General features: G+C 64.2%; 18 protein-coding genes and 1 pseudogene. 6 read left to right on the top strand and 13 right to left on the bottom strand.

Annotated features, from left to right (window positions below):
* Position 1 precedes the first annotated feature (1 nt).
* The 4 genes from fdhD to B552_RS0108725 all read right to left on the bottom strand — a co-directional run bounded on the left by fdhD (position 2) and on the right by B552_RS0108725 (position 5,875).
* Positions 2–847: a formate dehydrogenase accessory sulfurtransferase FdhD gene (gene fdhD / locus B552_RS0108740; protein WP_019448626.1), complete on the bottom strand. Its 846-nt coding sequence runs from the start codon at positions 845–847 to the stop codon at positions 2–4.
* Positions 848–863: 16 nt separating this feature from the next.
* On the bottom strand, positions 864–3,737 hold the full coding sequence (gene fdhF, locus B552_RS0108735; RefSeq protein ID WP_019448625.1) for a formate dehydrogenase subunit alpha: 2,874 nt from the start codon (positions 3,735–3,737) through the stop codon (positions 864–866).
* Between the two features lie 84 nt (positions 3,738–3,821).
* Complete coding sequence (locus B552_RS0108730; RefSeq protein WP_019448624.1) at positions 3,822–5,378, bottom strand: formate dehydrogenase beta subunit; 1,557 nt, start codon at positions 5,376–5,378, stop codon at positions 3,822–3,824.
* Positions 5,375–5,875: a formate dehydrogenase subunit gamma gene (locus tag B552_RS0108725; RefSeq protein ID WP_019448623.1), complete on the bottom strand. Its 501-nt coding sequence runs from the start codon at positions 5,873–5,875 to the stop codon at positions 5,375–5,377. Before B552_RS0108725 ends, B552_RS0108730 begins: the two co-directional genes overlap by 4 nt.
* Positions 5,876–6,015: 140 nt before the next feature.
* Between B552_RS0108725 and B552_RS0108720 the strand changes: the two genes are divergently transcribed.
* Positions 6,016–7,107 carry a substrate-binding domain-containing protein gene (locus B552_RS0108720; RefSeq protein WP_019448622.1) on the top strand — a complete coding sequence of 364 codons (1,092 nt, stop codon included), beginning with the start codon at positions 6,016–6,018 and terminating at the stop codon, positions 7,105–7,107.
* A gap of 80 nt (positions 7,108–7,187) precedes the next feature.
* Here B552_RS0108720 and B552_RS0108715 read toward each other — a convergent pair whose 3' ends face one another.
* From B552_RS0108715 to B552_RS0108700, 4 genes and pseudogenes are all read right to left on the bottom strand, one after another.
* Positions 7,188–8,909, bottom strand: coding sequence for a hemagglutinin (locus tag B552_RS0108715; protein ID WP_019448621.1), 1,722 nt, complete (start codon positions 8,907–8,909; stop codon positions 7,188–7,190).
* A gap of 242 nt (positions 8,910–9,151) precedes the next feature.
* Positions 9,152–10,102: a polyphosphate kinase 2 gene (gene ppk2, locus B552_RS0108710; RefSeq protein ID WP_019448620.1), complete on the bottom strand. Its 951-nt coding sequence runs from the start codon at positions 10,100–10,102 to the stop codon at positions 9,152–9,154.
* A 94-nt stretch (positions 10,103–10,196) separates the two neighbouring features.
* A pseudogene (locus B552_RS0108705) lies at positions 10,197–10,547 on the bottom strand (hypothetical protein); the annotation flags it as partial.
* 17 nt (positions 10,548–10,564) lie between these two features.
* The gene (locus B552_RS0108700) at positions 10,565–12,073 is read right to left on the bottom strand and encodes a sigma-54-dependent Fis family transcriptional regulator (protein ID WP_019448618.1); all 1,509 of its coding nucleotides are present in this window, start codon (positions 12,071–12,073) and stop codon (positions 10,565–10,567) included.
* Positions 12,074–12,303: 230 nt separating this feature from the next.
* On the opposite strand from B552_RS0108700, the gene B552_RS0108695 reads away from it, so the two are divergent.
* Positions 12,304–13,695: a GntP family permease gene (locus B552_RS0108695; RefSeq protein WP_019448617.1), complete on the top strand. Its 1,392-nt coding sequence runs from the start codon at positions 12,304–12,306 to the stop codon at positions 13,693–13,695.
* 9 nt (positions 13,696–13,704) lie between these two features.
* The gene (locus tag B552_RS0108690; RefSeq protein WP_019448616.1) at positions 13,705–14,481 is read left to right on the top strand and encodes a 3-hydroxybutyrate dehydrogenase; all 777 of its coding nucleotides are present in this window, start codon (positions 13,705–13,707) and stop codon (positions 14,479–14,481) included.
* A gap of 79 nt (positions 14,482–14,560) precedes the next feature.
* Here the strand turns inward: B552_RS0108690 and B552_RS0108685 are convergent, their stop codons facing one another.
* The 3 genes from B552_RS0108685 to B552_RS0108675 are packed head-to-tail and all read right to left on the bottom strand — an operon-like array spanning position 14,561 to position 17,385.
* Positions 14,561–15,658, bottom strand: a complete 1,098-nt coding sequence (locus B552_RS0108685) for a Zn-dependent alcohol dehydrogenase (RefSeq protein ID WP_019448615.1) — start codon at positions 15,656–15,658, stop codon at positions 14,561–14,563.
* A gap of 33 nt (positions 15,659–15,691) precedes the next feature.
* On the bottom strand, positions 15,692–16,369 hold the full coding sequence (locus B552_RS0108680) for a TetR/AcrR family transcriptional regulator (protein WP_019448614.1): 678 nt from the start codon (positions 16,367–16,369) through the stop codon (positions 15,692–15,694).
* Positions 16,366–17,385 carry a ferredoxin--NADP reductase gene (locus tag B552_RS0108675; RefSeq protein ID WP_019448613.1) on the bottom strand — a complete coding sequence of 340 codons (1,020 nt, stop codon included), beginning with the start codon at positions 17,383–17,385 and terminating at the stop codon, positions 16,366–16,368. Before B552_RS0108675 ends, B552_RS0108680 begins: the two co-directional genes overlap by 4 nt.
* 181 nt (positions 17,386–17,566) lie before the next feature.
* Here B552_RS0108675 and B552_RS0108670 point away from each other — a divergent pair, with 181 nt between their 5' ends.
* A complete protein-coding gene (locus B552_RS0108670; protein WP_019448612.1) occupies positions 17,567–18,670 on the top strand; it encodes a ferritin-like domain-containing protein in 1,104 nt (367 codons plus the stop codon).
* A 98-nt stretch (positions 18,671–18,768) separates the two neighbouring features.
* Here B552_RS0108670 and B552_RS0108665 read toward each other — a convergent pair whose 3' ends face one another.
* Positions 18,769–20,121 carry an MFS transporter gene (locus B552_RS0108665; RefSeq protein WP_019448611.1) on the bottom strand — a complete coding sequence of 451 codons (1,353 nt, stop codon included), beginning with the start codon at positions 20,119–20,121 and terminating at the stop codon, positions 18,769–18,771.
* A gap of 169 nt (positions 20,122–20,290) precedes the next feature.
* Complete coding sequence (locus tag B552_RS0108660; protein WP_026035465.1) at positions 20,291–21,052, bottom strand: TetR/AcrR family transcriptional regulator; 762 nt, start codon at positions 21,050–21,052, stop codon at positions 20,291–20,293.
* A 155-nt stretch (positions 21,053–21,207) separates the two neighbouring features.
* On the opposite strand from B552_RS0108660, the gene B552_RS0108655 reads away from it, so the two are divergent.
* Entirely contained in the window at positions 21,208–21,573 is a 366-nt protein-coding gene (locus B552_RS0108655; protein WP_019448609.1) for a type II toxin-antitoxin system RelE/ParE family toxin, read from the top strand.
* Positions 21,566–21,886, top strand: coding sequence for a DNA-binding transcriptional regulator (locus B552_RS0108650; protein ID WP_019448608.1), 321 nt, complete (start codon positions 21,566–21,568; stop codon positions 21,884–21,886). The genes B552_RS0108655 and B552_RS0108650 overlap by 8 nt, the downstream gene beginning before the upstream one ends.
* The last annotated feature ends 239 nt before the right edge of the window (positions 21,887–22,125 follow it).

Here is a 22,125-nt window from a genome sequence, read left to right as displayed (position 1 = left end):
CCTATGCAATAAGGAGTCGTTGGGGATGGGTGTACGCGACAAGGCTGCCCCCACGTACGAAGCCGGCAAGCGTGACGCCGGCCGATTCGGCCAGCCGCACGGCCAGCGCGGTAGACCCCGAGACCGCCGCGAGGATGCCTGCCCCGATCGTCGCCGTCTTGAGCACCATCTCGTAGCTGGCGCGGCTCGTGACGATCACAGCGCCGCTTCCGACATCCTCCTGGCCACGCGCCAACGCGCCAGCGAGCTTGTCGAGCGCGTTGTGGCGGCCAACATCCTCGCGCACCAGCGCCACTTCGCCATCGGCGCGCAGCCAGGCTGCCGCGTGCGTTGCGCCGGTATCGCGCAGCAGTGCCTGCCGCTTGTGCAGCGCGGCGAATGCGTCGTCGAACACGGTTGGATGGAATGACGCGGCACTTTGCACGATTCCGGGCGTACGCATGATTTCGTCGAGCGATTCAGTTCCGCACAGGCCGCAGCCAGTACGGCCTGCCAACGCACGGCGGCGCCCCTTGAGCGCGACGAATGCCGGGGTGGCAATCTCGACCTTCACCGTCAGTCCATTGGCCGCGGGTTCCACGTCGATGCCGTAGATGTCGCGCGGGCTATCGACAACGCCCTCGGTCAGGCTGAACCCAATCGCGAAGTCCTCCAGGTCCGCCGGCGTTGCCAGCATGACCGCATGCGAAATGCCGTTGTACTCGAGCGCCACCGGCACCTCTTCTGCCAGATGATCGATCTCGTCGGATACAGCGCCTGCACGCCAGCGGGTCACGGCGCGCGTGTGCTGCGCCGCCAGCATCTCGATGCCGCCAGCGGCGTCTTCGTCAGTGATGTCTCGCTTCATCGCCGTGCTCCGTGGTTCACCGCGACGATGCGGGCTCGCTGGCCGCGCGCAGGTGCGCAAGCTGCTCTTCATTGAACGCGTGATATTCCCGCTGCCATGTGGACGGCTGCGCCACCGGCATCACCTGTACCGCCGTCACCTTGTACTCGGGGCAGTTGGTGGCCCAGTCAGAGTTGTCGGTGGTGATCACGTTGGCGCCGGACTCCGGAAAGTGGAACGTGGTGTAGACCACGCCCGGTTGCATGCGCTGGCTGACGATCGCACGCAGTACGGTCTCGCCCGCACGACTCTGGATACCAACCCAGTCGCCGTCCTTGATGCCGCGCTCCTCGGCATCGTGCGGATGAATCTCCAGCCGGTCCTCGTCATGCCAGTGCACGTTGTGCGTGCGCCGCGTCTGCGCGCCGACGTTGTATTGCGACAGGATGCGCCCCGTGGTCAGGATCAGCGGGTACTTGCGGTTGACGCGCTCGTCGGTCGGCACGTACTTGGTGATGATGAACTTGCCCTTGCCGCGCACGAACGCGTCCACGTGCATGGTCGGCGTTCCCTCCGGCGCCTCCGCGTTGCACGGCCACTGGATGCTGCCAAGTTCCTCGAGCTTCCTGTAGCTGACGCCAGCGAACGTCGGCGTGAGTCGCGCGATCTCGTCCATGATCTCGGACGGATGGTTGTAGTGCATCGGATAGCCAAGCGCGTTGGACAGCAGGATCGTCGCTTCCCAGTCCGAGTAACCCGACTTCGGCGGCATCACCTTGCGCACACGCGAGATGCGGCGCTCTGCGTTGGTGAACGTACCGTCCTTCTCCAGGAACGAAGAGCCCGGCAGGAACACATGCGCGTACTTGGCGGTTTCGTTCAGGAAGATGTCCTGCACGACGATGCATTCCATCGACGACAGCGCCTGGGCCACGTGCTGCGTATTCGGGTCGGACTGGACGATGTCCTCGCCCTGGCAGTACAGGCCCTTGAACGAACCCGTGATCGCCGCCTCGAACATATTCGGAATGCGCAGGCCCGGCTCCGGATTGATCGTGACATTCCATTCGGCCTCGAAGCTGCCGCGCACGGTGGAATCCGAAACGTGGCGATAGCCCGGCAGCTCATGCGGGAACGATCCGATATCGCACGAGCCCTGCACGTTGTTCTGGCCCCGCAGCGGGTTCACGCCAACGCCTTCGCGGCCGATATTGCCGGTGGCCATGGCCAGGTTGGCGATGCCCATCACGGTGGTGGACCCCTGCGCATGTTCGGTCACGCCCAGGCCGTAGTAGATCGCGGCATTGCCACCGGTGGCGTAGAGCCGTGCCGCGCCGCGCAGCAGATCGGCCGGCACGCCAATTTCCGCCTCCAGCGCTTCGGGCGAGTTCTCGGGCTGCGCGACGAAGTCACGCCACTGCTGGAACGCGCGGTCCTCGCAGCGCTCGGCAATGAACTGTTCCGCGAGCAGGCCTTCTGTGACGATCACGTGCGCCATCGACGTCACCACCGCCACGTTGGTGCCCGGGCGCAATTGCAGGTGATAGTCGGCGCGGATATGCGGCGACTCCACCAGGTCGATGCGGCGCGGGTCCACCACGATCAGCTTCGCCCCGGCACGCAGGCGGCGCTTCATGCGCGATGCAAACACCGGGTGTCCGTCGGTCGGGTTGGCGCCGATCACCATGATGACGTCGGCCTTGGCCACCGAGCGGAACGTCTGTGTGCCGGCCGACTCGCCGATGGTGGTCTTCAAGCCGTAGCCAGTTGGCGAATGGCAGACGCGCGCGCAAGTGTCGACGTTGTTGTTGCCGAACGCCGCGCGGACAAGCTTCTGCACCAGATAGCCTTCCTCGTTGGTGCAGCGCGACGACACGATCCCGCCGATCGAATCCTTGCCATGCTGCGATTGAATGCGACGGAACTGCGAAGCCGCGTAGCCGATCGCTTCTTCCCACGACACTTCGCGCCACGGGTCGGTGATCTTCGCACGGATCATCGGCTTCAGGATGCGGTCCTTGTGCGTCGCGTAGCCCCACGCGAAGCGGCCCTTCACGCAGGCATGTCCCTCGTTGGCGGCGCCGTCCTTGTACGGGACCATTCGCACCACCTCGTTGCCCTTCATCTCAGCCTTGAACGAGCAGCCCACGCCGCAGTATGCACACGTGGTGACCTTGCTGTGCGACGCCTGGCCGAGTTGAATCACCGACGTTTCCGTCAGCGTTGCGGTCGGGCAGGCCTGGACGCACGCGCCACACGATACGCAGTCCGATTCCATGAACGGCTGGCTGGTACCGGCCGCCACGCGCGACTCGAAGCCCCGCCCGCTGATGGTCAGCGCGAACGTGCCCTGCGTTTCCTCGCAGGCGCGCACGCAGCGGTTGCAGACGATGCACTTGGATGGGTCGTACGTGAAGTACGGATTCGATTCATCCTTGGCCATGTGCGTGTGCGTGGCGATCGGCGCAGCGCTGCCGGCGCCGTCGTTGTAGCGCACCTCGCGCAGGCCCACCACGCCCGCCATGTCCTGCAGCTCGCAGTTGCCGTTGGTCGGGCAGGTCAGGCAGTCGAGCGGGTGATCGGAGATATAGAGTTCCATCACGCCGCGGCGCAGGTCGCCAAGCTTGTCGCTTTGCGTGCGCACCTTCATGCCCGCTTCCACCGGCGTGGTGCACGATGCCGGATAGCCGCGCCGGCCTTCGATCTCCACCAGGCACAACCGGCACGATCCGAATGCCTTCAGCGAATCAGTGGCGCAAAGCTTGGGCACGCCTACGCCAGCCTCGGCGGCAGCGCGCATGACAGACGTGCCGGCCGGCACGGTGACGGATACACCGTCGATCTCCAGCGTGACCTGCGTGTCCGAGTCGCTTGCCGGGGTACCGAAATCAAAATCGTCGCGAGCGTTCAAGGGATGTCTCCCGTCTTACTGCTGTGAGGATGCGCACCCCTGAGGGATGCGTCGTTCTGTGTGCAAATTTGTGTGGCGATGCGGTCAGGCTGCTTTCGCCGGCGTCGCCGAAATCCCGAAATCCTCGGGGAATTCATCGAGCGCGGACAGCACCGGGTACGGCGTCATGCCGCCCATCGCGCAGAGCGATCCATTGAGCATCGTGTCGCAGAGATCGCGCACCAGCGCCACATGCTTCACCGGCTGGTCTCCGGCGATGATGCGGTCGATCACCTCGACGCCGCGCGTCGACCCAATCCGGCATGGCGTGCACTTGCCGCAGGACTCGATCGCGCAGAACTCCATCGCGTAGCGCGCCATCTTGGCCATGTCCACGGTTTCGTCGAACACCACGATGCCGCCATGCCCCACCACCGCGCCGAATGCCGCATACGCTTCATAGTCGATCGGCGTATCGAAGCGTGACTCGGGCAGGTACGCGCCGAGCGGCCCGCCCACCTGCACGGCGCGAATCGCGCGGCCGCTGCGCGTGCCGCCGCCATAGTCGATCATCAACTCGCGCAGCGTGATACCGAAAGCCTTTTCCACGAGGCCGCCGTGCCTGATATTGCCTGCCAACTGGAACGGCAGCGTGCCGCGTGAGCGGCCCATGCCGAAGTCCTGGTAGAACTTCGCGCCACGCGCGAGGATGACCGGCACGGTAGCCAGCGAGATCACGTTGTTGATGACTGTTGGCTTGCCGAACAACCCCTCCACCGCAGGCAGCGGCGGCTTGGCGCGCACCACGCCGCGCTTGCCTTCCAGGCTTTCCAGCAGCGCGGTTTCCTCTCCACAGACGTAGGCACCGGCGCCCTTGCGCACTTCGAGCCGGAAGCTGCGGCCGCTGCCGCGGATATCGTCGCCAAGCCAGCCTGCCTGCGTGGCGATTTCGATTGCTGCTTCGGTCGCGGCAATCGCGTGGGGATACTCGGAACGCGTGTAGATGTAGCCGTGTTCGGCGCCAACGGCCAGAGCCGCGATTGTCATGCCTTCGATCAGCATGAACGGGTCGTCCTCCATGACCATGCGGTCAGAGAACGTGCCCGAATCGCCCTCGTCTGCATTGCAGACGATGTACTTGATATCGGCGCGCGCCGCGAGCACGGTCTTCCATTTGATGCCGGTCGGGAACGCCGCGCCGCCACGGCCGCGCAAGCCCGAGTCGATCACTTCCTGCACGATCTGCACGGGTGTCATCGACAGTGCCCGCGTCAGGCCTGCAAAGCCTTCGTGCGCGATATAGTCATCGAGCGACAACGGGTCGGTAATGCCGACCCGCGCGAACGTCAGCCGCTCCTGCTGCTTCAGGAACGGAATCTCGTCGGTGAGGCCCTGGGCCAGCGCGTGATCGCCGCCGTGCAGGAAGCCGGCATCGAACAGCGCGGCGACATCGTCCTCCGTCACCGGGCCGTAGGCCACACGGCCCGCATCGGTCTGCACCTCGACAAGCGGCTCCAGCCAGAACAGGCCACGCGAGCCATTGCGCACGATGTGCACGTCGGCGCCGCGCTTTTGCGCTTCGCTCGCGATGGCCTGCGCCACTTCGTCGGCACCGAGCGCCAGCGCCGTGGAATCACGCGGTACAAAGATCGTCGTGCTCATGCCTTGGCCTCCTCACGTTCGCTTACTGCGTCGATCAGCTTGTCGAAGCGTTGCGAGTCGACGCGCGCGTGCAGTCGGTCGCCGATTGTCATTGCCGGGCCACAGGCGCACTGGCCAAGGCAGTAGACCGGCTCCAGCGTGAACTGGCCATCGGCGGTTGTTTCGTGGAAATCGCACCCGAGGGCCTTGCTCGCATGCGCGGCAAGCGCTTCGGCGCCCACGGACTGGCACGCCTCGGCGCGGCAGATCTGCACCACGTGCCTGCCGGCCGGTTGCTCGCGGAAGTGGTGATAGAACGTGATCACGCCATGCACCTCGGCGCGCGAAAGATTGAGCGCGCGGGCGATGACGGGCACCGCATCGGCGGGAATGAAACCCTGGCTGTCCTGGATGTCGTGCAGGATCGGCAACAGTGCGCCGGGCATGTCACGGCGCGCCGCGACGATGCGGGCAACGGCGTCGGCAGCTTCGCTGCCGGTGGGGATGGCATCTGGCATGTGTGTCTCCGTACCTTCTTGTAGGCCCCACCGATATCGGCTTTTTTTTACATATTTGGGGGCACCGCAGCGTGCTTTTTCGCCGCTTTGTGCGACTATAGGACCGTGATTTGCTCCGTTCAATATGCTATTTTTCGCATATGCTCCGCATCTCGATCCTTCCCCATCTGCAGATCCGCGATGACGCGGCCGCGGCACCCGCGCCAGCACTGGATGTCTCCAGGCTGGTGGCGCTTCTGGGCCATATCGAGGCCACAGGCAACATCGCTCAGTCGGCCGAGGCGGTGGCGTTGTCATATCGCTACGCATGGGGAATCCTGCGCGATGCCGAAACCCTGTTCGGCGGCGCACTGATCGCCAAGACGCGCGGGCGCGGGTCAACCCTGACGCCGCTGGCACAGCAGCTCGTATGGGCCAGCAAGCGCATTGCCGCGCGGCTGTCACCAACGCTGGACAGCCTGGCGTCGGAGCTGGAGATGGAGCTGAAGAAGCTGATGGCCGAATCCGATCCAGCCGTGCGCATCCACGCCAGCCATGGCTTTGCCGTGGCCGCGCTGCGCGATTTTCTCGACGAGCAGAAGGTGCGGCACGACCTGAAGTACTGCGGCAGCCTGGAGGCCGCAGCGGCGCTGGCGGAGGGCGCCTGCGACATCGCGGGCTTCCACGTGCCGATCGGCGAGTTCGAGGAAGAAACGCTGCGTCGCTTCACGCGCTGGCTCCAACCGCAAACCCATTGCCTGATCCATCTGGCCACGCGCGCGCAGGGCCTGTTTGTCCGGCCCGGCAATCCGCTCAATGTGCAGACGCTGGAAGACCTGGTGCGTCCCGACGTGCGCTTCGTCAATCGGCTGGTGGGTTCTGGCACGCGATTGCTGCTGGACCTCATCCTTGCCCGGCGCGGCATCGACAGCAGCCGGATCGATGGATTCAACAACGGGGAATTCACGCACGCGGCGGTTGCCGCCTATATCGGCAGCGGCATGGCCGACGTGGGCTTTGGCGTGGAAACGGCAGCGCGCCGCTTCGGCCTGGAGTTTGTGCCGGTACTGAAGGAACGCTACTTCTTCGCGATCGAGAAGAAGGCGCTGCAGACCCCGGCGCTGATGAGTGCGGTGAACGTGATGAAGAGCGGCAGCTACCGGGAACGCGTGAACGCGTTGCCCGGCTATGACGGCGCAATGACGGGCGTGGTGCAAACGTTCGAGGAGGCGTTTCCGGGGATACCGCTGTAGCGCCTATAGCGCGTGCGATCAGGAGCCGAGCCGGCCCCGCCCACTCCCGGACACATCAGGGAATGGGCGGTCCAGGCCGATCAGTACACCACCACCGACAACGCCGCGCCAGCCGGCACACGCACCTTGTCGCTGTACACGCCATTGGTGTCGCTGCGCGCGGCAGCATACGTGCCATAGCCCTGCAGGAACGATGGCACGGCCGCCGGCAGCTTGCGCAGCGCCGCATAGCCCGGCAGCGACAGGTCGATCAGCGGCAGCACGAAGGCGCCATCGGTCCGGCTCGGGTAACCGAAGCCTGCCGGTGCCGACGCAGCCGGCATCGCGGTGGCCGTGGTCACCTTCCAGTTCAGCAGCGCCTGCTCGAACGTCCAGCTCGGCTGGGCCGCGCGGATGGCCTGATCGAGCGTGTCCTTCGATGTGCTCGCCGTGCGCGTGAGCAGGTCCTTGTAGAACGCGAGACCAAGCTGACGATTCAGGAAGCCGCCGAAGCTGCCCGACACGGCATAGCTCTCGCACGTTGCGCCGAAGCCCGTGAACTGCAGCAGGTTGCAGTTGTAGTCGTTGTAGCGATAGAAATCAGGCAGCCGCACATCGCGGATCGGGTTGTACGTCGGGTCGATGGCGTTGCTCTGGAAGTCTTCCATCTGCATCGCGGTCATTTCTTCCAGCCACGTGTCATAGGCGTACGCCGGCCCCATGCTGACCTGCCGGCGGTAGAAGTTCTGCATGTGCGTGCTTTCATGCGCCATGACCGTACGGATCGATTGCATGCCTGGCGTGCCGCCCAGCGACATCGTCTCGCTGTCCACGTAGAGCGAGATCGCCTGGTTGCTGTTCGGCGCAGCACTCTGGAGGAAGTTGTGCATGCTCCAGAAATAGCCAATCGTGCCAAACGGATGGTTGTCGCGATTGAAGTTGAGAATGACGATATCAACCGGCTGGCCGGCCGGCAGCAGCGAACTGGCATAGCTGTTCGGCCCCCATACCGGCCCACCGATGCCGACGAGCCGGTCATAGATGCCGCCGGTGCCCGCATACGTGGCCGCCAGGCCGTCCACCATGGCCTGGGTGATATGGCCCGCGCTGAACTCGGCATCCTCCACCCAGAAGTTGATCTTCACGCCATCCGAGGCCGTCATCTGCGTGTGCATCGTCGCAGGGCGCCAGGTGCCGTCGGAGTGATACCAGCTCTTTGTCGCGCCTGTTGTCATGCCAACCGTCGAAGACAAAGGCGGCGCGGCTGCAACGCTCTGGGTGCTCAGCATCGGCGCCGACCCACCGCGTTGCAGGGCGTCTACCCAACCCGCACGATTGAATTCGCCGATGGCCCGCTGCGTGGCTTCGGAATCGGACACGGCGCTCAAGGCCTGGGGCGAGAGCATGTCGGCCACCATGTTCGACGATATGGATGCCGGCATGGCCAGCGAGACGCTGGACAGGTTGGTAAGCATCAGCGAGATCGACCTGCCGGCAACGCCGGAGATGGCGTACTGGACATCCATGTCGCTACCACTCGTGGCACGGCCCCAGATGCCGGTGCCCGCGCCGCCATAACTGCTTGCTGTGGCAGCGCCGCAGCCGCTGCAGTCCTGGTCCAGGCCACTGACCTGCAGCGGGGCAGGCGCGGCTGGAGTGTTCGTGGTGGTAGTTGTCGTTGTGGACGCGGGCGCGGCGCTGCCAGAACCACCATCGCCACCGCCGCCGCAGGCCGCCAGGGCCAGGGCGCTCATCGCAATCAGTCTGGTCCAGCCCGGAAAAAGCCGTGCGCGCGCGGAAGCGCGTGCCGTGGTTCGACGCATCAAGGGACTCCCGAGGAAAGAAAAAACGGTCCCCGGTAATACCGTCACGCGTCACGCAGACGCGCGCCGCCCCCCGGGGTTGTCCCGAATAACGACGCGTACGCACGCGCTTTTAGGATTTAATGCATCGCCTCCTCCACAAGAGGGGGATTAAAGCATCGCATCATGCACTTTTTGAGCACCGGGGCCGCCATGCGCCCGGCATTGCAGATCAGCCCGGATCAGCCCAGATCAGCCGCTAGTCAGTAAATCTCCGGCACGATCATGTTCGATGGCACAGGCTGCCGCACATAGTCGGCATGGCGCTCCCGCTCGGGCAGCACGATGGGCGGCAGTGGCGGCTCCACGTAAGGCATCTGCTGCAGCAGATGATGGATGCAGTTCAGGCGCGCGCGCTTCTTGTCTACGGCCTGCACCACCCACCAGGGCGCCTCGGGAATATGGGTGCGCTCCAGCATGATTTCCTTGGCGCGCGTGTATTCCTCCCAGCGGCGGCGCGACTCCAGATCCATCGGGCTCAGCTTCCACTGCTTGAGCGGGTCGTGGATGCGGCTCAGGAAGCGCATATGCTGCTCATCGTCGGTGATCGAGAACCAGTACTTGATGACCTGGATGCCCGAGCGAACCAGCATGCGTTCGAACTCCGGCACCGAGCGGAAGAACTCCTCGTACTGCTCGTCGGTGCAGAAACCCATCACGTGTTCGACACCGGCGCGGTTGTACCAGCTACGGTCGAACAGCACCATTTCACCAGCAGCCGGCAAGTGTGAAACGTAGCGCTGGAAGTACCACTGCGTGCGCTCGCGATCATTCGGCGCCGGCAGCGCGGCCACGCGGCAGACGCGCGGATTCAGCCGCTGCGTGATGCGCTTGATCACACCGCCCTTGCCTGCCGCATCGCGCCCTTCGAACAGGATGACGACCTTGTGGCCCTTTTCCACCACCCAGCTCTGCAGCTTGACGAGTTCACCCTGCAGGCGGAACAGCTCGCGGAAGTAGCGATGGCGTTCGGCACGCTCGATGTCATCGCCGTCGAGCCCGCTGTTGTCCCCCGGGCCGCCAATATCGCCCGCAAGAACGCTCTGTACGAGCTCGGGATCGCGATCCTCAAGTTCGAGTTCGAGTTCCTCGTCGTAGTAATCCGCCACTTCGCGGTGAATGCGCCGGATCAGCGCCTCGTCGTTGTAGTCCATGGCATTTCTCCATCACGTACGCCGCGCGGGGACGTACGGCTGCAGCCGGGAATCGTATCTGTCCAGTGTGGCACTTCGGTGAAGCGTCTGACAACTACCCTGCCTGCTTGCGGAATGCCCAGCGGCCAGCCAGCACCGTAAAGGTGGCCACCAGTACCACAAGCACCCAGAAACCGTGAGGATGGTCCGCCAGGCCGCGACGCATCGCCCCGAGATCCGCCCGGTTCGTGTGCAGCCGCTGCGACAGGAGCTGGTCTTCGATCTGATCGACGTTGATGCCGGTTTCCCGCACGATCTGCACGAGCACATCTACCTGATCGCGCAGAAGATGCACCGTCAGATCAAGCGCCGAGCGAAATGCCTCGCCCCTGCGCACTGCGGCGCGCAGCCTGTCCACAGAACGCAGCGGCCGCGCGCGGTTGTCAGCAATGACGCAACGGCTGCGGAATGACTGCCTGGCGACTACCGCCCCTTCGCGGCGGCAAGCTTCTTGTAGAAGGCCGCCCGGCTGATGCCGATGCGCTCGGCGGCTTCCGCCACGCGGCCGCCGCATGCATCGAGCGCCTGGTTCAGGAAAGCCGCTTCAAATTGCGCCATGGCGTCGGCATAGCACTGCGTCGGCGCAGCTGACACGGCGGGCACGGTGGGTGCCTCTTCGCCGGCTGCCGCAGGCAGCGCCTGCGTCGTGGGCAACACCACCGGCGCCGCAAACTGGCGAACCGAAGGAACGCGCCCCACACCGAGCAGCGGCGCCAGCATGGCGGCGTCGATCGAATCCTCGTCGCAGAGCATCACCACACGTTCCAGCACATTGCGGAGTTCGCGCACATTGCCGGGCCAGTCGTAACCGGCGAGCAACTGCAATGCGTCTTCCTGCAGGCCCATCGGCTGACGCTCCGCCTTGATGCACAGTTCCTCGACCATGGCATACGTCATCGGCAACAGATCGCCCAGGCGTTCGCGCAGCGGCGGCAGTTCGATGGTCAGCACATTGAGCCGGTAATAGAGATCGGCCCGGAATCTGCCCGCCGCCACCAGTGCCGGCAAGTCGGCCGATGTGGCGGCGATGATGCGCACGTCGGCACGCACGATCCGGTTGGACCCCAACGGCTCGAACTCCCGGTCCTGCAGCGCGCGCAGCAGTTTGCACTGCAGGGCAAGCGGCATGTCGCCCACTTCATCGAGGAACAGCGTGCCGCCGTCGGCCAGTTCGAACTTTCCGACGCGGCCCTTGCGATCGACGCCGGTATAGGCGCCTGGCGCGGCGCCGAAGAACTCCACTTCCAGCAGCGTGTCGGGAATCGCCGCGACGTTGACGGTGACAAGCGGCTTTTCGGCACGCGCGGAGCCGCCGTGAATGCCGTGCGCCAGCAGTTCCTTCCCGGTGCCGGTTTCGCCAAGCAGCAGCACCGGCGACTCCACCTGTGCCGCGCGGCGCGCCTGGCGCTTGACCTCCTGCGCCGCCGGACTGGTGCCGACGAAACTGGCAAACGTGTACTTGGCGCGGCGCGCCTGGTCTAGCGAACGGCGCGCTGCGGCCAGTTCGGTCTGCACGCGCGAGTAGTGCGCATAGATCGGCGTGAGGGCCTTGAGTTCGTCGAACAGCGCAAAGCCCACGCCGCCGATGGTCCGGCCGCTGTCATCCTTGATCGGCAGGCGCGTGACGATCATCGGCTCGCGGCCCGTTTCCAGGATGTCCAGCAGGATCGGCTTGCCGGTGGTCACCACCTCGCGCATCAGGCTGTTCGGGATGACCTGTTCGCAATCGAGCCCGATCGCATCTTGCGGATTGCTGAAGCCGAAGCGCGCGGCATACCGCTTGTTGATCCACACCACGCGTGCGTGCTCGTCAACCACGAACGTCCCCTCGCTGAAGTTCTCGAAGGTCCGGAACAGCGACTCCATGGCGCGCCGCGCTACGTAGTCATAGTCAAACAGCAGTGCGCCACCGGGCTCGGCAATCTTGTGCATGGCTCGATTCTCGATTCGGAGACGCGCAGTGTCTCACATTCAAGAATTACGGACGCCGCAAGGACGCATGATTGTCTCCAAGTAGAGACAACGGTCATCGAAATGACTTTAAAATGCTTTATAGATAACTTTTAATCTTGGGCACGGAATGTGCTGAAGAAGCTGCCCCCAGAAAGCCGTCCCTTGCGCCACTTGTGAGGGGCATCCAATAACAAGTCATCGGAGACCTCATGTCTTTCATCATCGTGCTCGCCGCACTGGCGTTCCTGATGTTCGCCGCCTATCGCGGCTACAGCGTGATCCTGTTTGCCCCGCTCGCCGCGCTTGGCGCGGTACTGCTGACCGACCCGTCGGCCGTCGCACCGGTGTTTTCCGGCATCTTCATGGAGAAGATGGTCGGCTTCGTCAAGCTCTACTTCCCCGTGTTCATGCTTGGCGCGGTGTTCGGCAAGGTCATCGAGCTTTCGGGCTTCTCCGAGTCGATCGTGGCCGCCGCGATCCGCTATATCGGCCGTTCGCGCGCCAATGCCGTGATCGTCGCGGTCTGCGCGCTGCTGACCTACGGCGGCGTGTCGCTGTTCGTGGTGGTGTTCGCGGTCTACCCGTTCGCTGCGGAGCTCTATCGCCAGAGCAACATTCCGAAGCGCCTGATGCCGGGTGCCATCGCGCTGGGCGCGTTCTCGTTCACGATGGATTCGCTGCCGGGCACGCCGCAGATCCAGAACATCATCCCGACCACGTTCTTCAAGACCACGTCGTGGGCCGCGCCCGCGCTTGGCGTGGCCGGTTCGCTGTTCATCATCATCGTCGGCCTGTCGTACCTGGAATGGCGCCGCCGTGCAGCCGCCGCGAACGGCGAGGGCTACGGCACCAACCTGCTGAACGAACCGCAGCGCGTGGAAGGCGGCAAGCTGCCGCCGCCGCTGCTGGCCATCCTGCCGCTGGTCGTGGTCGGCGTGTCCAACTTCTGGCTCACGCGCATGATTCCGCTCTGGTATGGCCAAGCCAACAGCGTGTCGCTGCCGGGCCTGGCCAAGCCGGTTGAAACCAAGATCGCCAGCGTGACCGCGATCTGGGCCGTGGAAGCCGCACTGATGCTCGGCATCGTGGTGGTGCTGGTGACGGCGTTCGGCGCCGTGCGCGCGCGCTTTGCCGAAGGCACCAAGAGCGCCGTGTCCGGTGCGCTGCTGGCATCGATGAACACCGCATCGGAATACGGCTTCGGCGGCGTGATTGCCGCGCTGCCGGGTTTCCTGGTGGTCAGCGACGCGCTGCGCAGCATTCCCAATCCGCTGGTCAACGCGGCGGTGTCCGTCAGCACGCTGGCTGGCATCACCGGCTCGGCATCGGGCGGCATGAGCATTGCGCTGGCCGCGATGTCGGAAGTCTTCATCCAGGGCGCGCAAGCCGCCCAGATTCCGCTGGAGGTGCTGCACCGCGTGGTGTCGATGGCCAGCGGCGGCATGGATACGCTGCCGCACAACGGCGCGGTGATCACGCTGCTGGCAGTCACCGGACTGACGCACCGGGAATCGTATCGCGACATCTTCGCGATCACGATGATCAAGACGATGGCGGTGTTCTTCGTGATCTTCGTGTTCTACATGACTGGTCTCGTCTAAGGAATCGCCATGGTCAATCTGCAAGGCAAGACCGCACTGGTCACCGGCTCCACCAGCGGCATCGGACTGGGTATCGCCCACACGCTGGCGGAAGCTGGCGCGAACATCGTGCTGAACGGCTTTGGCGACGTGGAGTCCGCGCTCGCCACAATCCAGACCACTGGCGCGCAAGTGGCGCACCACGCTGCCGACATGCGAAAGCCCGACGAGATCGAAGCGATGATCGCCATGGCGCGCGAGCGCTTTGGCGGCGTGGACATCCTCGTCAACAATGCCGGCATCCAGCACGTGGCGCCTGTGGAGGAATTCCCGGCGCAGAAGTGGGACGACATCCTGGCCATCAACCTGACGTCCAGCTTCCACACCACCCGCCACGTGCTGCCCGCCATGCGCGCGAAGAACTGGGGGCGTATCGTCAATATCGCTTCCGTGCATGGGTTGGTCGCGTCGACCGGCAAGGCCGCCTATGTTGCGGCCAAGCATGGCCTGGTTGGCCTGACCAAGGTCACGGCGCTGGAAACCGCCGCGACTGGCGTGACGTGCAATGCGATTTGCCCCGGCTTTGTGCTGACGCCACTGGTGGCCGCGCAGATCGACACCATCGCCACGCGTGACGGCATTTCGAGTGATGCGGCGCAGGCACGCCTGCTGTCGGACAAGCAGCCTTCAGGGCAGTTTGTCACGCCGGAGCAACTGGGCAACCTGGTGCTGATGCTGTGCTCACCGTTCGGCGATCAGGTACGCGGCGCGGCCTGGGCGATGGATGGCGGCTGGACGGCGCAATAGCAGCCAGCCAAAATGACGAAGCCGCGCCGTATCCCGCGTCATATCTCAGCGCGGCGCGGCTTAGTCCAAGCTCCCCGGCTTACTGCCCCCCGACACCCGGGAACGTAATCACACTACGCGCCACGCTTCCCGATTGCATGGCGATAAAGCCCTCGTTGATCTCTTCCAGCGAGATCCGCTGCGAGATCAGTTCGTCGAGCATCAGCTTGCCCTGCATGTACAGCTCGACCAGCCGCGGAATATCCAGGCTCAGGCGATTCGATCCCATGAACGAGCCCTGGATGCGCTTTTCGCGCAGGAAATCCAGCGCGGGCAGTTCAATCTTCGCGTCTGGCCGGAACAGGCCGATCACAGTCGCCGTGCCGCCCGGCGCAAGCATCGCATAGCATTGTTCGGCGGTCTGCTTGAGGCCAATGCATTCGAACGCGAATTCCGCGCCGCCGCCAGTCAGCTTCATCACCTGCGCCACCGGGTCCCCTTCACTTGCATTGACGACGTGGGTAGCCCCGAACTGGCTCGCCAGTTCCAGCTTGGCTGGCAGCATGTCCACTGCGATGATGCGCGCCGCGCCGGCAATCGCCGCGCCGTTGATCACGGATAGCCCAACGCCACCGCATCCAACCACCACCACGCTGCTGCCGGGCGGCACCTTGGCACTATGGAAGACCGCGCCTGTGCCGGTAATGACCGCGCAGCCAAGCAGTGCCGCGCGATCGAGCGGCATATCGTCGCGAATCTTCACGAGCGCGTTCTCGTGCACCAGGATCTGTTCGGCAAAGCCGGAAAGATTGAATACCTGGCTCAGTGGATTGCCTGCCAGCCGCAAGCGGTTGGCCTTGCCCGGCGGGAGCTTGACGTCCGGGTTCTGGCACAGCACCTGACGCCCCGATGCGCATATCGCGCAGTGGCCGCAATAGACCGACAGGCACCCGACAACGTGGTCGCCCGCCTTCAGCCCGGATACCTGCGCCCCAACCGCCTCCACCACGCCCGCCACCTCGTGCCCAAGCACCGCCGGCAGCGGCAGCGGGTACGTGCCCTGGATCATGTGAAGATCGCTATGGCACAGCCCCACGGCGGCCGTTCGCACCAGCACCTCGTGCGGGCCTGGCTCGGAAATGGCAACGTCATGGATGACCTGCGGCGCGCCTGCCTGTTCCATCACTGCGGCTTTCATCTTCTGTGTCTCCTTGGTGGGACCAACGATGGTTCATGGAGCCGCGACATGCGGCGGCCCGGCCAGATAGCGTTGCAGCAGCGCGGCCAGACGGGGTTCGAGCCCCTTGTCTTGCAGGCCGATGCCATGCGGCACTTCCAGTGCGATGCTTGTCAGCGTACTGACCACCAGCCGGATCGCCATGCGGATCTCGTCGTCAGCCCAGTCGCGGCCTTCCACGCGGAGACGGCTGGACAGACAGGGCACCATGACATCGAGAATGCGCTGGTTGGCTTCCCGGATCGGCCCCCACAGCGGCCCGCCGCTTGCGGCATGACGCAGGTAGGCGGCGAACAGGCCGGCGTATGAGCGGAACGTGGCGACATAGAACGCAATGATGCGTGCGCAGATGGCATCGGCCGGCCCGTCGCGCCAGACATCGTCATGCGCCATCTGCGCATCGAGTCCGGCCCGGAGTTCGGCCAGCATGTCTTCGAGCACCAGCGCGCAGAACGTCTCCTTGTCGCGAAAGCGCGTGTAGAACGCGCCTACCGACGTGGAAGCCGCCTGCGTCAGCTCGGCCAGCGAGAAACCCGTAAGGCTTCCCGATGCGTTGATCAACCCTCTCCCCGCCGCCAGCATGGCGCGCAGGGAGGCCTCGCTGCGCTCCTGGCGCGGTGCGCGCAATCCTTCCACGGTCTGCATGGGGATCGTTGGGATCGTCGGGTTCATACGTCGTAGGTGATGGTCAGCGGGCTGCCCTGGCGCGGGCGCGCCTGGCAGGCAAGTATCCATCCGGCGGCAAGCTCGTCCGCACTGAACACGTCGTTGTGCGCGTGGACAACCTCGCCATCGAGACACTTCGCCGCGCAGGACCCGCAGTAGCCTTCCTCGCAGGCGTAGGGCACATCCAGCCCCGCTTCCAGCATCGCCTGCAGCAGTGACTGGCCGCCCTCCACACGCACGGCATGCTGCTCGCCCTTCATCACCACCTGGGCATCGCACGCGCTGTTCGTCCCCGTGACCGGCGCAACATCGGAAGCAGCCAATGGCGCCGCATCGAATCGTTCCAGATGCACGCGCGCGCCCGGCACACCCGCCTCGCAGGCAGCCTGCTGAACGGTGGCCATGAACGGTGCGGGGCCGCAGAGATAGAGCTGGAAATCGGCGGCGCGCCGCAGCAGGTCGCCAAGGACGCTGGTATCCGGAATGCCGTGCTGGTCGTCGTAATGCAGCAGCACCTTGAGCCGTTGCGGATACGCAGCCGCCAGGGTGGCAATGGCTTCCCTGAAGATCACACTCCCGGCATCGCGATTGGCATAGAACAGCGTGATGGAGCGCCCGGTACTTGCCAGCGCGGATCGGATCATCGACAGGATTGGCGTGATGCCGCTGCCTGCGGCACAGAACACCAGCGACGAGCCCCCGTCATCGCACACGAATCGACCGGTTGGCTCGCTGACCTCCAGCACGCTGCCGGGACGGACATGCGAGTGAAACCAGTTCGACACCCTGCCCTGCGCAATCCGCTTGACGGTCACCACCGGCAGCCCCGGTGCCTCCGGCGAGCTGGAAAGCGAATAGCTGCGTGTCAGCACTTCATCGCCAATGCTTACCCGGAACGTCAGATGCTGACCCGCACGGTAATGGAACGATGTGCGCAGTGGCTCCGGAATGGCCAGCGCGAAGGAGCGCGCGTCTTCGGTTTCCACGACAACATCGGCAACGCTCAGGCAATGAAACTGCATGCGTGTCTCCTCTTTCCGGGAACCTGCGGGAACCTGTATCGGCTCCTTGCTTTAATCAGAAACAGAATTATTCTTCTGTTTATAGTCGGAAGCCCCCGCAAGAACAAGGCCGATCTTCCCGGCTCCGGCACAGCAGGTCACGATGATCGGCCAAACCCCACGGCATGCCAAAGGAGACGTCATGACATCGATGCACCGTTACACACTGCCTGTGGTCCAGACCGGCTGGTCCGTAGGCAGCCAGGTAGCGACCGAGTTCAACTGGGAGTACGACGACGGCTCGTCGAAGCTGCTCCAGCTCTACGAGACCAGCAAGAAGCAGCAATGGAATGCCAGTGACCGCATCGACTGGTCCCAGGAACTGGACCCGGAGAACCCGCAGGAACTCGACGATCGCATGATCCCGATCTACGGCACCAAGCTGTGGGACAAGCTGGGCCACAACGATCGCATCGAAGTACGCCGCCATCAGCAGGCGCATTCGCTGTCGCAGTTCCTGCATGGCGAGCAAGGCGCGCTGATGGTCTCCGCGCGCATCGTGCAGATGGTGCCGGGCATGGACGCAAAGTTCTACGCTGCCACGCAGACGATGGATGAGGCACGTCATGTAGAGGCCTATTCGCGCCTGCTGCACGAGAAGGTCGGGCTGCTCTATCCGATCACGGCTGGCCTGAAGTCGCTGCTGGAAACCACGCTCAGCGATTCGCGCTGGGACTTCTGCTATCTGGGCATGCAGGTGCTGGTGGAGGGGCTGGCGCTGGCGGCGTTCCAGCGCATTCGCGACTACTCGAAGAATCCGCTTGCTGCATCGATCAACGCCTACGTCATGCAGGACGAGGCACGGCACGTTGCCTTCGGACGCACTGCGCTGCGCGGGCTCTATCCGCAAGTGACGGAGGCCGAGCGGCGCGAGCGGGAGGATTTCGTGATCGAAGCCTGCTACCTGATGCGCGATCGTTTCGACCAGAAGGAAGTCTGGAGCCGCCTGGGCTTGCCCGAAGATGAATGCGCGCAGGCCGTGCGCGAATCGGAAACCATGCGGCTGTTCCGCCAGCGCCTGTTCAGCCGGATCGTGCCGACGGTCAAGGACATCGGCCTGTGGAGCCAGCGCGTGCAGGATGCATTCGCCGACATGGGCGCGATCGAATTCGCCAATGTCGATGTCGAGGCCCAGTTCGCTAACGACCACAAGGTGGCGGAGGAGTTCGACGCGCGCCGCCACGTGACGGACACCATCAGGCAGGCTGGAGATAGCGGCAGTAGCACCAGTAGCGCCAGTCACTGAAGCGCCTTGCGCAACCCCGCCCGGCTGGCGCCGATGCCCGCCGGGCTTTTTTTACGCTTGCTACGCATCCGGCCACGCGCGGACTGCCCTCCTTGTCACTAGCCAGCCAGACGACGCTGCGAGCGCTCCGGATGCTGCCATATCCAGGCCACCACGCACCCTGCCAGCATCACCGCGCCGCCCGCCGCAAAACCTAGCTCGTATCCGTGCGACGGGGCACCGCTGCCATGCGCCTGCACGAACCATCCCATGGTTACCGGCGCGATCGCACCAGCGAAGGTCGAGACCGCAACGTTGAGCGCGACGATGCCACTGCGCTGTGCATCGGGAGTGATCTCCGCCAGGATGGCCGGCCCGAGCGTGAACACCATGTTCGGCAGCGTTGCGGCAATCGTCAACATCGCCATCCTGTAGCCAGTCTCCATCGGGATAAGCGCCTGCGCCAGCAGGCCCAGTCCGCCAAGTCCCACGCAAACGCAGCCGAATACGGCTCGCGCCGCGCGCGTGGAAGCGCCTCGCTGCAGCATGCGCTGCGAATACCAGCTCAGCGTCATGCTGATGGGAATGCCGCACGCCACCTGCAGCGCGAATACTCTTCCGGCGGCGGTGCGGTCGAACCCAAGACCCTGTTCCAGATACGAAGGCACCCACGTCAGCACCAGCGCAAGGCTCCAGTAGGCAGCAAAGCCGATGAAGCAACTCGACAGCACCGTGGGGTCGCTCAGCAGCCTGCGGTAGGACACGCGTCGGGGCACGGCATCGCGCAGTGGGGCTCCGCCATCGAGCCCGGCTTTGCCCCCCGCGTCGGCATGCAGCGTGCCCTCGCGGCCGAAGCACAGCCAGCCCAGCCCCCATACGGCCGATGCCAGCGCCAGCACGATGAAGTTGCTGCGCCACCCCCAGTTCCGCGAAATGTAGGGCACGAGCAGACCCGCCAGAAGCAGGCCGATGACCGCGCCCTGGTTGATCAGCGTCACCGGCAGGTTGCGCCGTTCATGCGGGAACCACTTGTAGAGTGCATGCGCCGAGACCGGGAAGCTGGGCCCCTCTCCGGCTCCCAGCGCCACCCGCGAAGCCAGCAGTACCCATGCCTTGGTGGCGTAGGCCACTGGAAGCTGAACCACCGACCAGACGAATGCCATGCCAAGCAGGATCCATCGCGTGGCCACGCGGTTGCCAATGAAGCCGACCACGATGGCCGACAGCGAGAACAGCCAGAAGAAGCTGCCGGCAATCACACCGAACCGCGTGGGCGTCAGGTGGAAATCCTCCATGATCGGCACGGCAAGCATGCCCAGCACGACCTTGTCGAGAAAGTTGATCGCCGAGAATGCCGTGAGCCAGATGGCGATTGCCCAGGCCTTGCGCGGCTGGTAGACGTGGGACTGATCGCTGTCCGCAGCCTCTTGCGGAACCGCGCTGCCTCGTGACGATGTCAGCATTTCTGCCATGCTCGTGATCTCCTTGCGTACGCGCACACGCACCACAGTGTGCGTGCGGGACGGCACATGCCAGCCGGCCGGAATACGAACGGTAGTGCTATTTTTCGGTTCAGACAGCAGAGGGCAAACACTAATAGGGTTTCGCTGGAGGAGCGCCCCGGTGCCTGGTGCCTGACGATCAGCGCTTGCGGCGGCGCTCGACCGGCGCGGCGGCTTCCGGCAACCCGAGGTAGCGGATCATCATGCGATGCAGATGAGGCTCCAGTGCGTCGTCGTCCAGGTGCAGGGGGCCTGGGTCGTTGAGCAGGATGTTGGCGAGCGTTCCCACCATGAACTGGAGCGCGGCGCGGACTTCGAAGATCGCGGTGTCCTGATCCCTGTCGCCAAGCTGCGCTGCCAGCGAGGGCACCACCAGTGCGTATGTCCGGCGATTGGCTTCGCGCATCGGATTGTCGCGCGAATCGCGCGCGGAGTAGTGCCGCAGGAACCCCCGGAACAACCCACGGTTCAGCCTGAACTGGCTGACATAGTTGCCGACGATGCGCTCGACGATCTTCTGCGCGGGCCCCGCCTGCCAGACGGGCTCATCCGCGATCGACCGCTGCATGACGCCCTCCGCCTCGCGCAGCGCCACTTCCAGCACATAGCCAAGCAACGCTTCCTTGTCCTTGAAGCGGCCGTAGAACGCGCCAATCGACGACTTTGCCGCCGTGACGACCTCGTTCAGGGAAATATCGTCGAGATTGCCGCGCTCCTCTGCCAGCGCGCGGCAGGCCGCCACCATCTTCGCCAGGCTCTGCTCGCTGCGCGACTGCAGCGGAGGACGCACCCCGTCGTCCATCGACTGCCGCGTGGCCGTGGTCTCGCCAGTGGGCTGCGTGGCCGACCTGGCGCGGGAAGCGGTAGCGGGCCGGGTCGTGGGCTTGGAAGACGTGGGCATGACAATCTGCGGAGGGCGTTCGGAGTACAGCGTGGATTATGCGGCAATTCGTCTGTTGCGCTGACGCACACAAGCGGCCGATTGTTGAGCGCCGTCTTATTGCGCGATATAGCACTCAGTGCTATGGTTTGCGCATCTGACTTCCACCAAGAAAAATGACAGCACTCTTTCAGCGGGTCTTCAAGACGAAGTGGTTCAGCAAGGCAGCAGCCGACAAGGACATCGATGACGAGGAACTCTGCCGGGCCGCGAAAGCGCTGATGGCAGGACAAGGCGACGATCTCGGCGGCAACGTCTGGAAAAAGCGCCTCGACCGAAACCAGAAGCGAGGAATCGTGCTCAACAAGATCGGAAATTTCTGGATCTTTGTGTTTCTTTTCGCGAAGAAGGACCGGGAAAACATCGATGACGCAGAACTCAAGGCATTCAGGAAGCTGGCCTCGGCCTACAACACCATGAAGCATGCCGACGTCGAGCGCATGATCAGGTCAAGAGAATTTGTGGAGATTTGCAATGGCTAAGACCCGTTTCAAAAGCGATGCCTTCGAGGCAATTCACAGTGCCGCAAGCGGCCTGCATGACGCCGGCATCATCGACAAGAAAACGATGAAGGATTTCGACGCGACTTGCATCGAGAAGGCACCGGATTACGGCGCAGAAGACATCTCTCGAATTCGCAATGCCTTCAATGTCAGCCAGAGTGTCTTCGCGGTGTACCTGAACACCAGCACCTCCACGGTCCAGCAGTGGGAACGTGGCGACAAGAAGCCAAGCGGGATGGCCGCACGATTATTGCAGGTCATCAGCAAGCACGGCTTAGGCGTGATTGGATGAATCGCCCTTGACCGCTGGTAGCCGTACCCAGCCTCCGAAACGAAAAAGCCCCGCACGGGCGTAATGCCGTTCAGTTAAGGCTGAACGGCATTTTTCATTGTTAGCGCAGAAGCGGTTGTAAACCGTGAGCCGCAGTGTTAACTTTGCGGCGCCGTGTTATCCGCTCACCTCAACTATCTCCTGGAAGCCCAGCTACCGTGCGACTTCGGTCGGCTCGGGCAGCATTTGCCCTACGAGTG

Origin of the sequence: Cupriavidus sp. BIS7, assembly GCF_000292345.1 — a bacterium.
GTDB lineage: Bacteria > Pseudomonadota > Gammaproteobacteria > Burkholderiales > Burkholderiaceae > Cupriavidus.
This window is presented reverse-complemented; position numbering and strand designations above follow the sequence as displayed.

Coding starts and splice junctions, on each gene's coding strand:
- fdhD (WP_019448626.1), bottom strand. CDS start 847: ATGAAGCGAGACATCACTGACGAAGACGCCGCTGGCGGCATCGAGATG.
- B552_RS0108730 (WP_019448624.1), bottom strand. CDS start 5,378: ATGAGCACGACGATCTTTGTACCGCGTGATTCCACGGCGCTGGCGCTC.
- B552_RS0108725 (WP_019448623.1), bottom strand. CDS start 5,875: ATGCCAGATGCCATCCCCACCGGCAGCGAAGCTGCCGACGCCGTTGCC.
- B552_RS0108720 (WP_019448622.1), top strand. CDS start 6,016: ATGCTCCGCATCTCGATCCTTCCCCATCTGCAGATCCGCGATGACGCG.
- B552_RS0108715 (WP_019448621.1), bottom strand. CDS start 8,909: ATGCGTCGAACCACGGCACGCGCTTCCGCGCGCGCACGGCTTTTTCCG.
- ppk2 (WP_019448620.1), bottom strand. CDS start 10,102: ATGGACTACAACGACGAGGCGCTGATCCGGCGCATTCACCGCGAAGTG.
- B552_RS0108700 (WP_019448618.1), bottom strand. CDS start 12,073: ATGCACAAGATTGCCGAGCCCGGTGGCGCACTGCTGTTTGACTATGAC.
- B552_RS0108695 (WP_019448617.1), top strand. CDS start 12,304: ATGTCTTTCATCATCGTGCTCGCCGCACTGGCGTTCCTGATGTTCGCC.
- B552_RS0108690 (WP_019448616.1), top strand. CDS start 13,705: ATGGTCAATCTGCAAGGCAAGACCGCACTGGTCACCGGCTCCACCAGC.
- B552_RS0108685 (WP_019448615.1), bottom strand. CDS start 15,658: ATGAAAGCCGCAGTGATGGAACAGGCAGGCGCGCCGCAGGTCATCCAT.
- B552_RS0108680 (WP_019448614.1), bottom strand. CDS start 16,369: ATGAACCCGACGATCCCAACGATCCCCATGCAGACCGTGGAAGGATTG.
- B552_RS0108675 (WP_019448613.1), bottom strand. CDS start 17,385: ATGCAGTTTCATTGCCTGAGCGTTGCCGATGTTGTCGTGGAAACCGAA.
- B552_RS0108670 (WP_019448612.1), top strand. CDS start 17,567: ATGACATCGATGCACCGTTACACACTGCCTGTGGTCCAGACCGGCTGG.
- B552_RS0108665 (WP_019448611.1), bottom strand. CDS start 20,121: ATGGCAGAAATGCTGACATCGTCACGAGGCAGCGCGGTTCCGCAAGAG.
- B552_RS0108660 (WP_026035465.1), bottom strand. CDS start 21,052: ATGCCCACGTCTTCCAAGCCCACGACCCGGCCCGCTACCGCTTCCCGC.
- B552_RS0108655 (WP_019448609.1), top strand. CDS start 21,208: ATGACAGCACTCTTTCAGCGGGTCTTCAAGACGAAGTGGTTCAGCAAG.
- B552_RS0108650 (WP_019448608.1), top strand. CDS start 21,566: ATGGCTAAGACCCGTTTCAAAAGCGATGCCTTCGAGGCAATTCACAGT.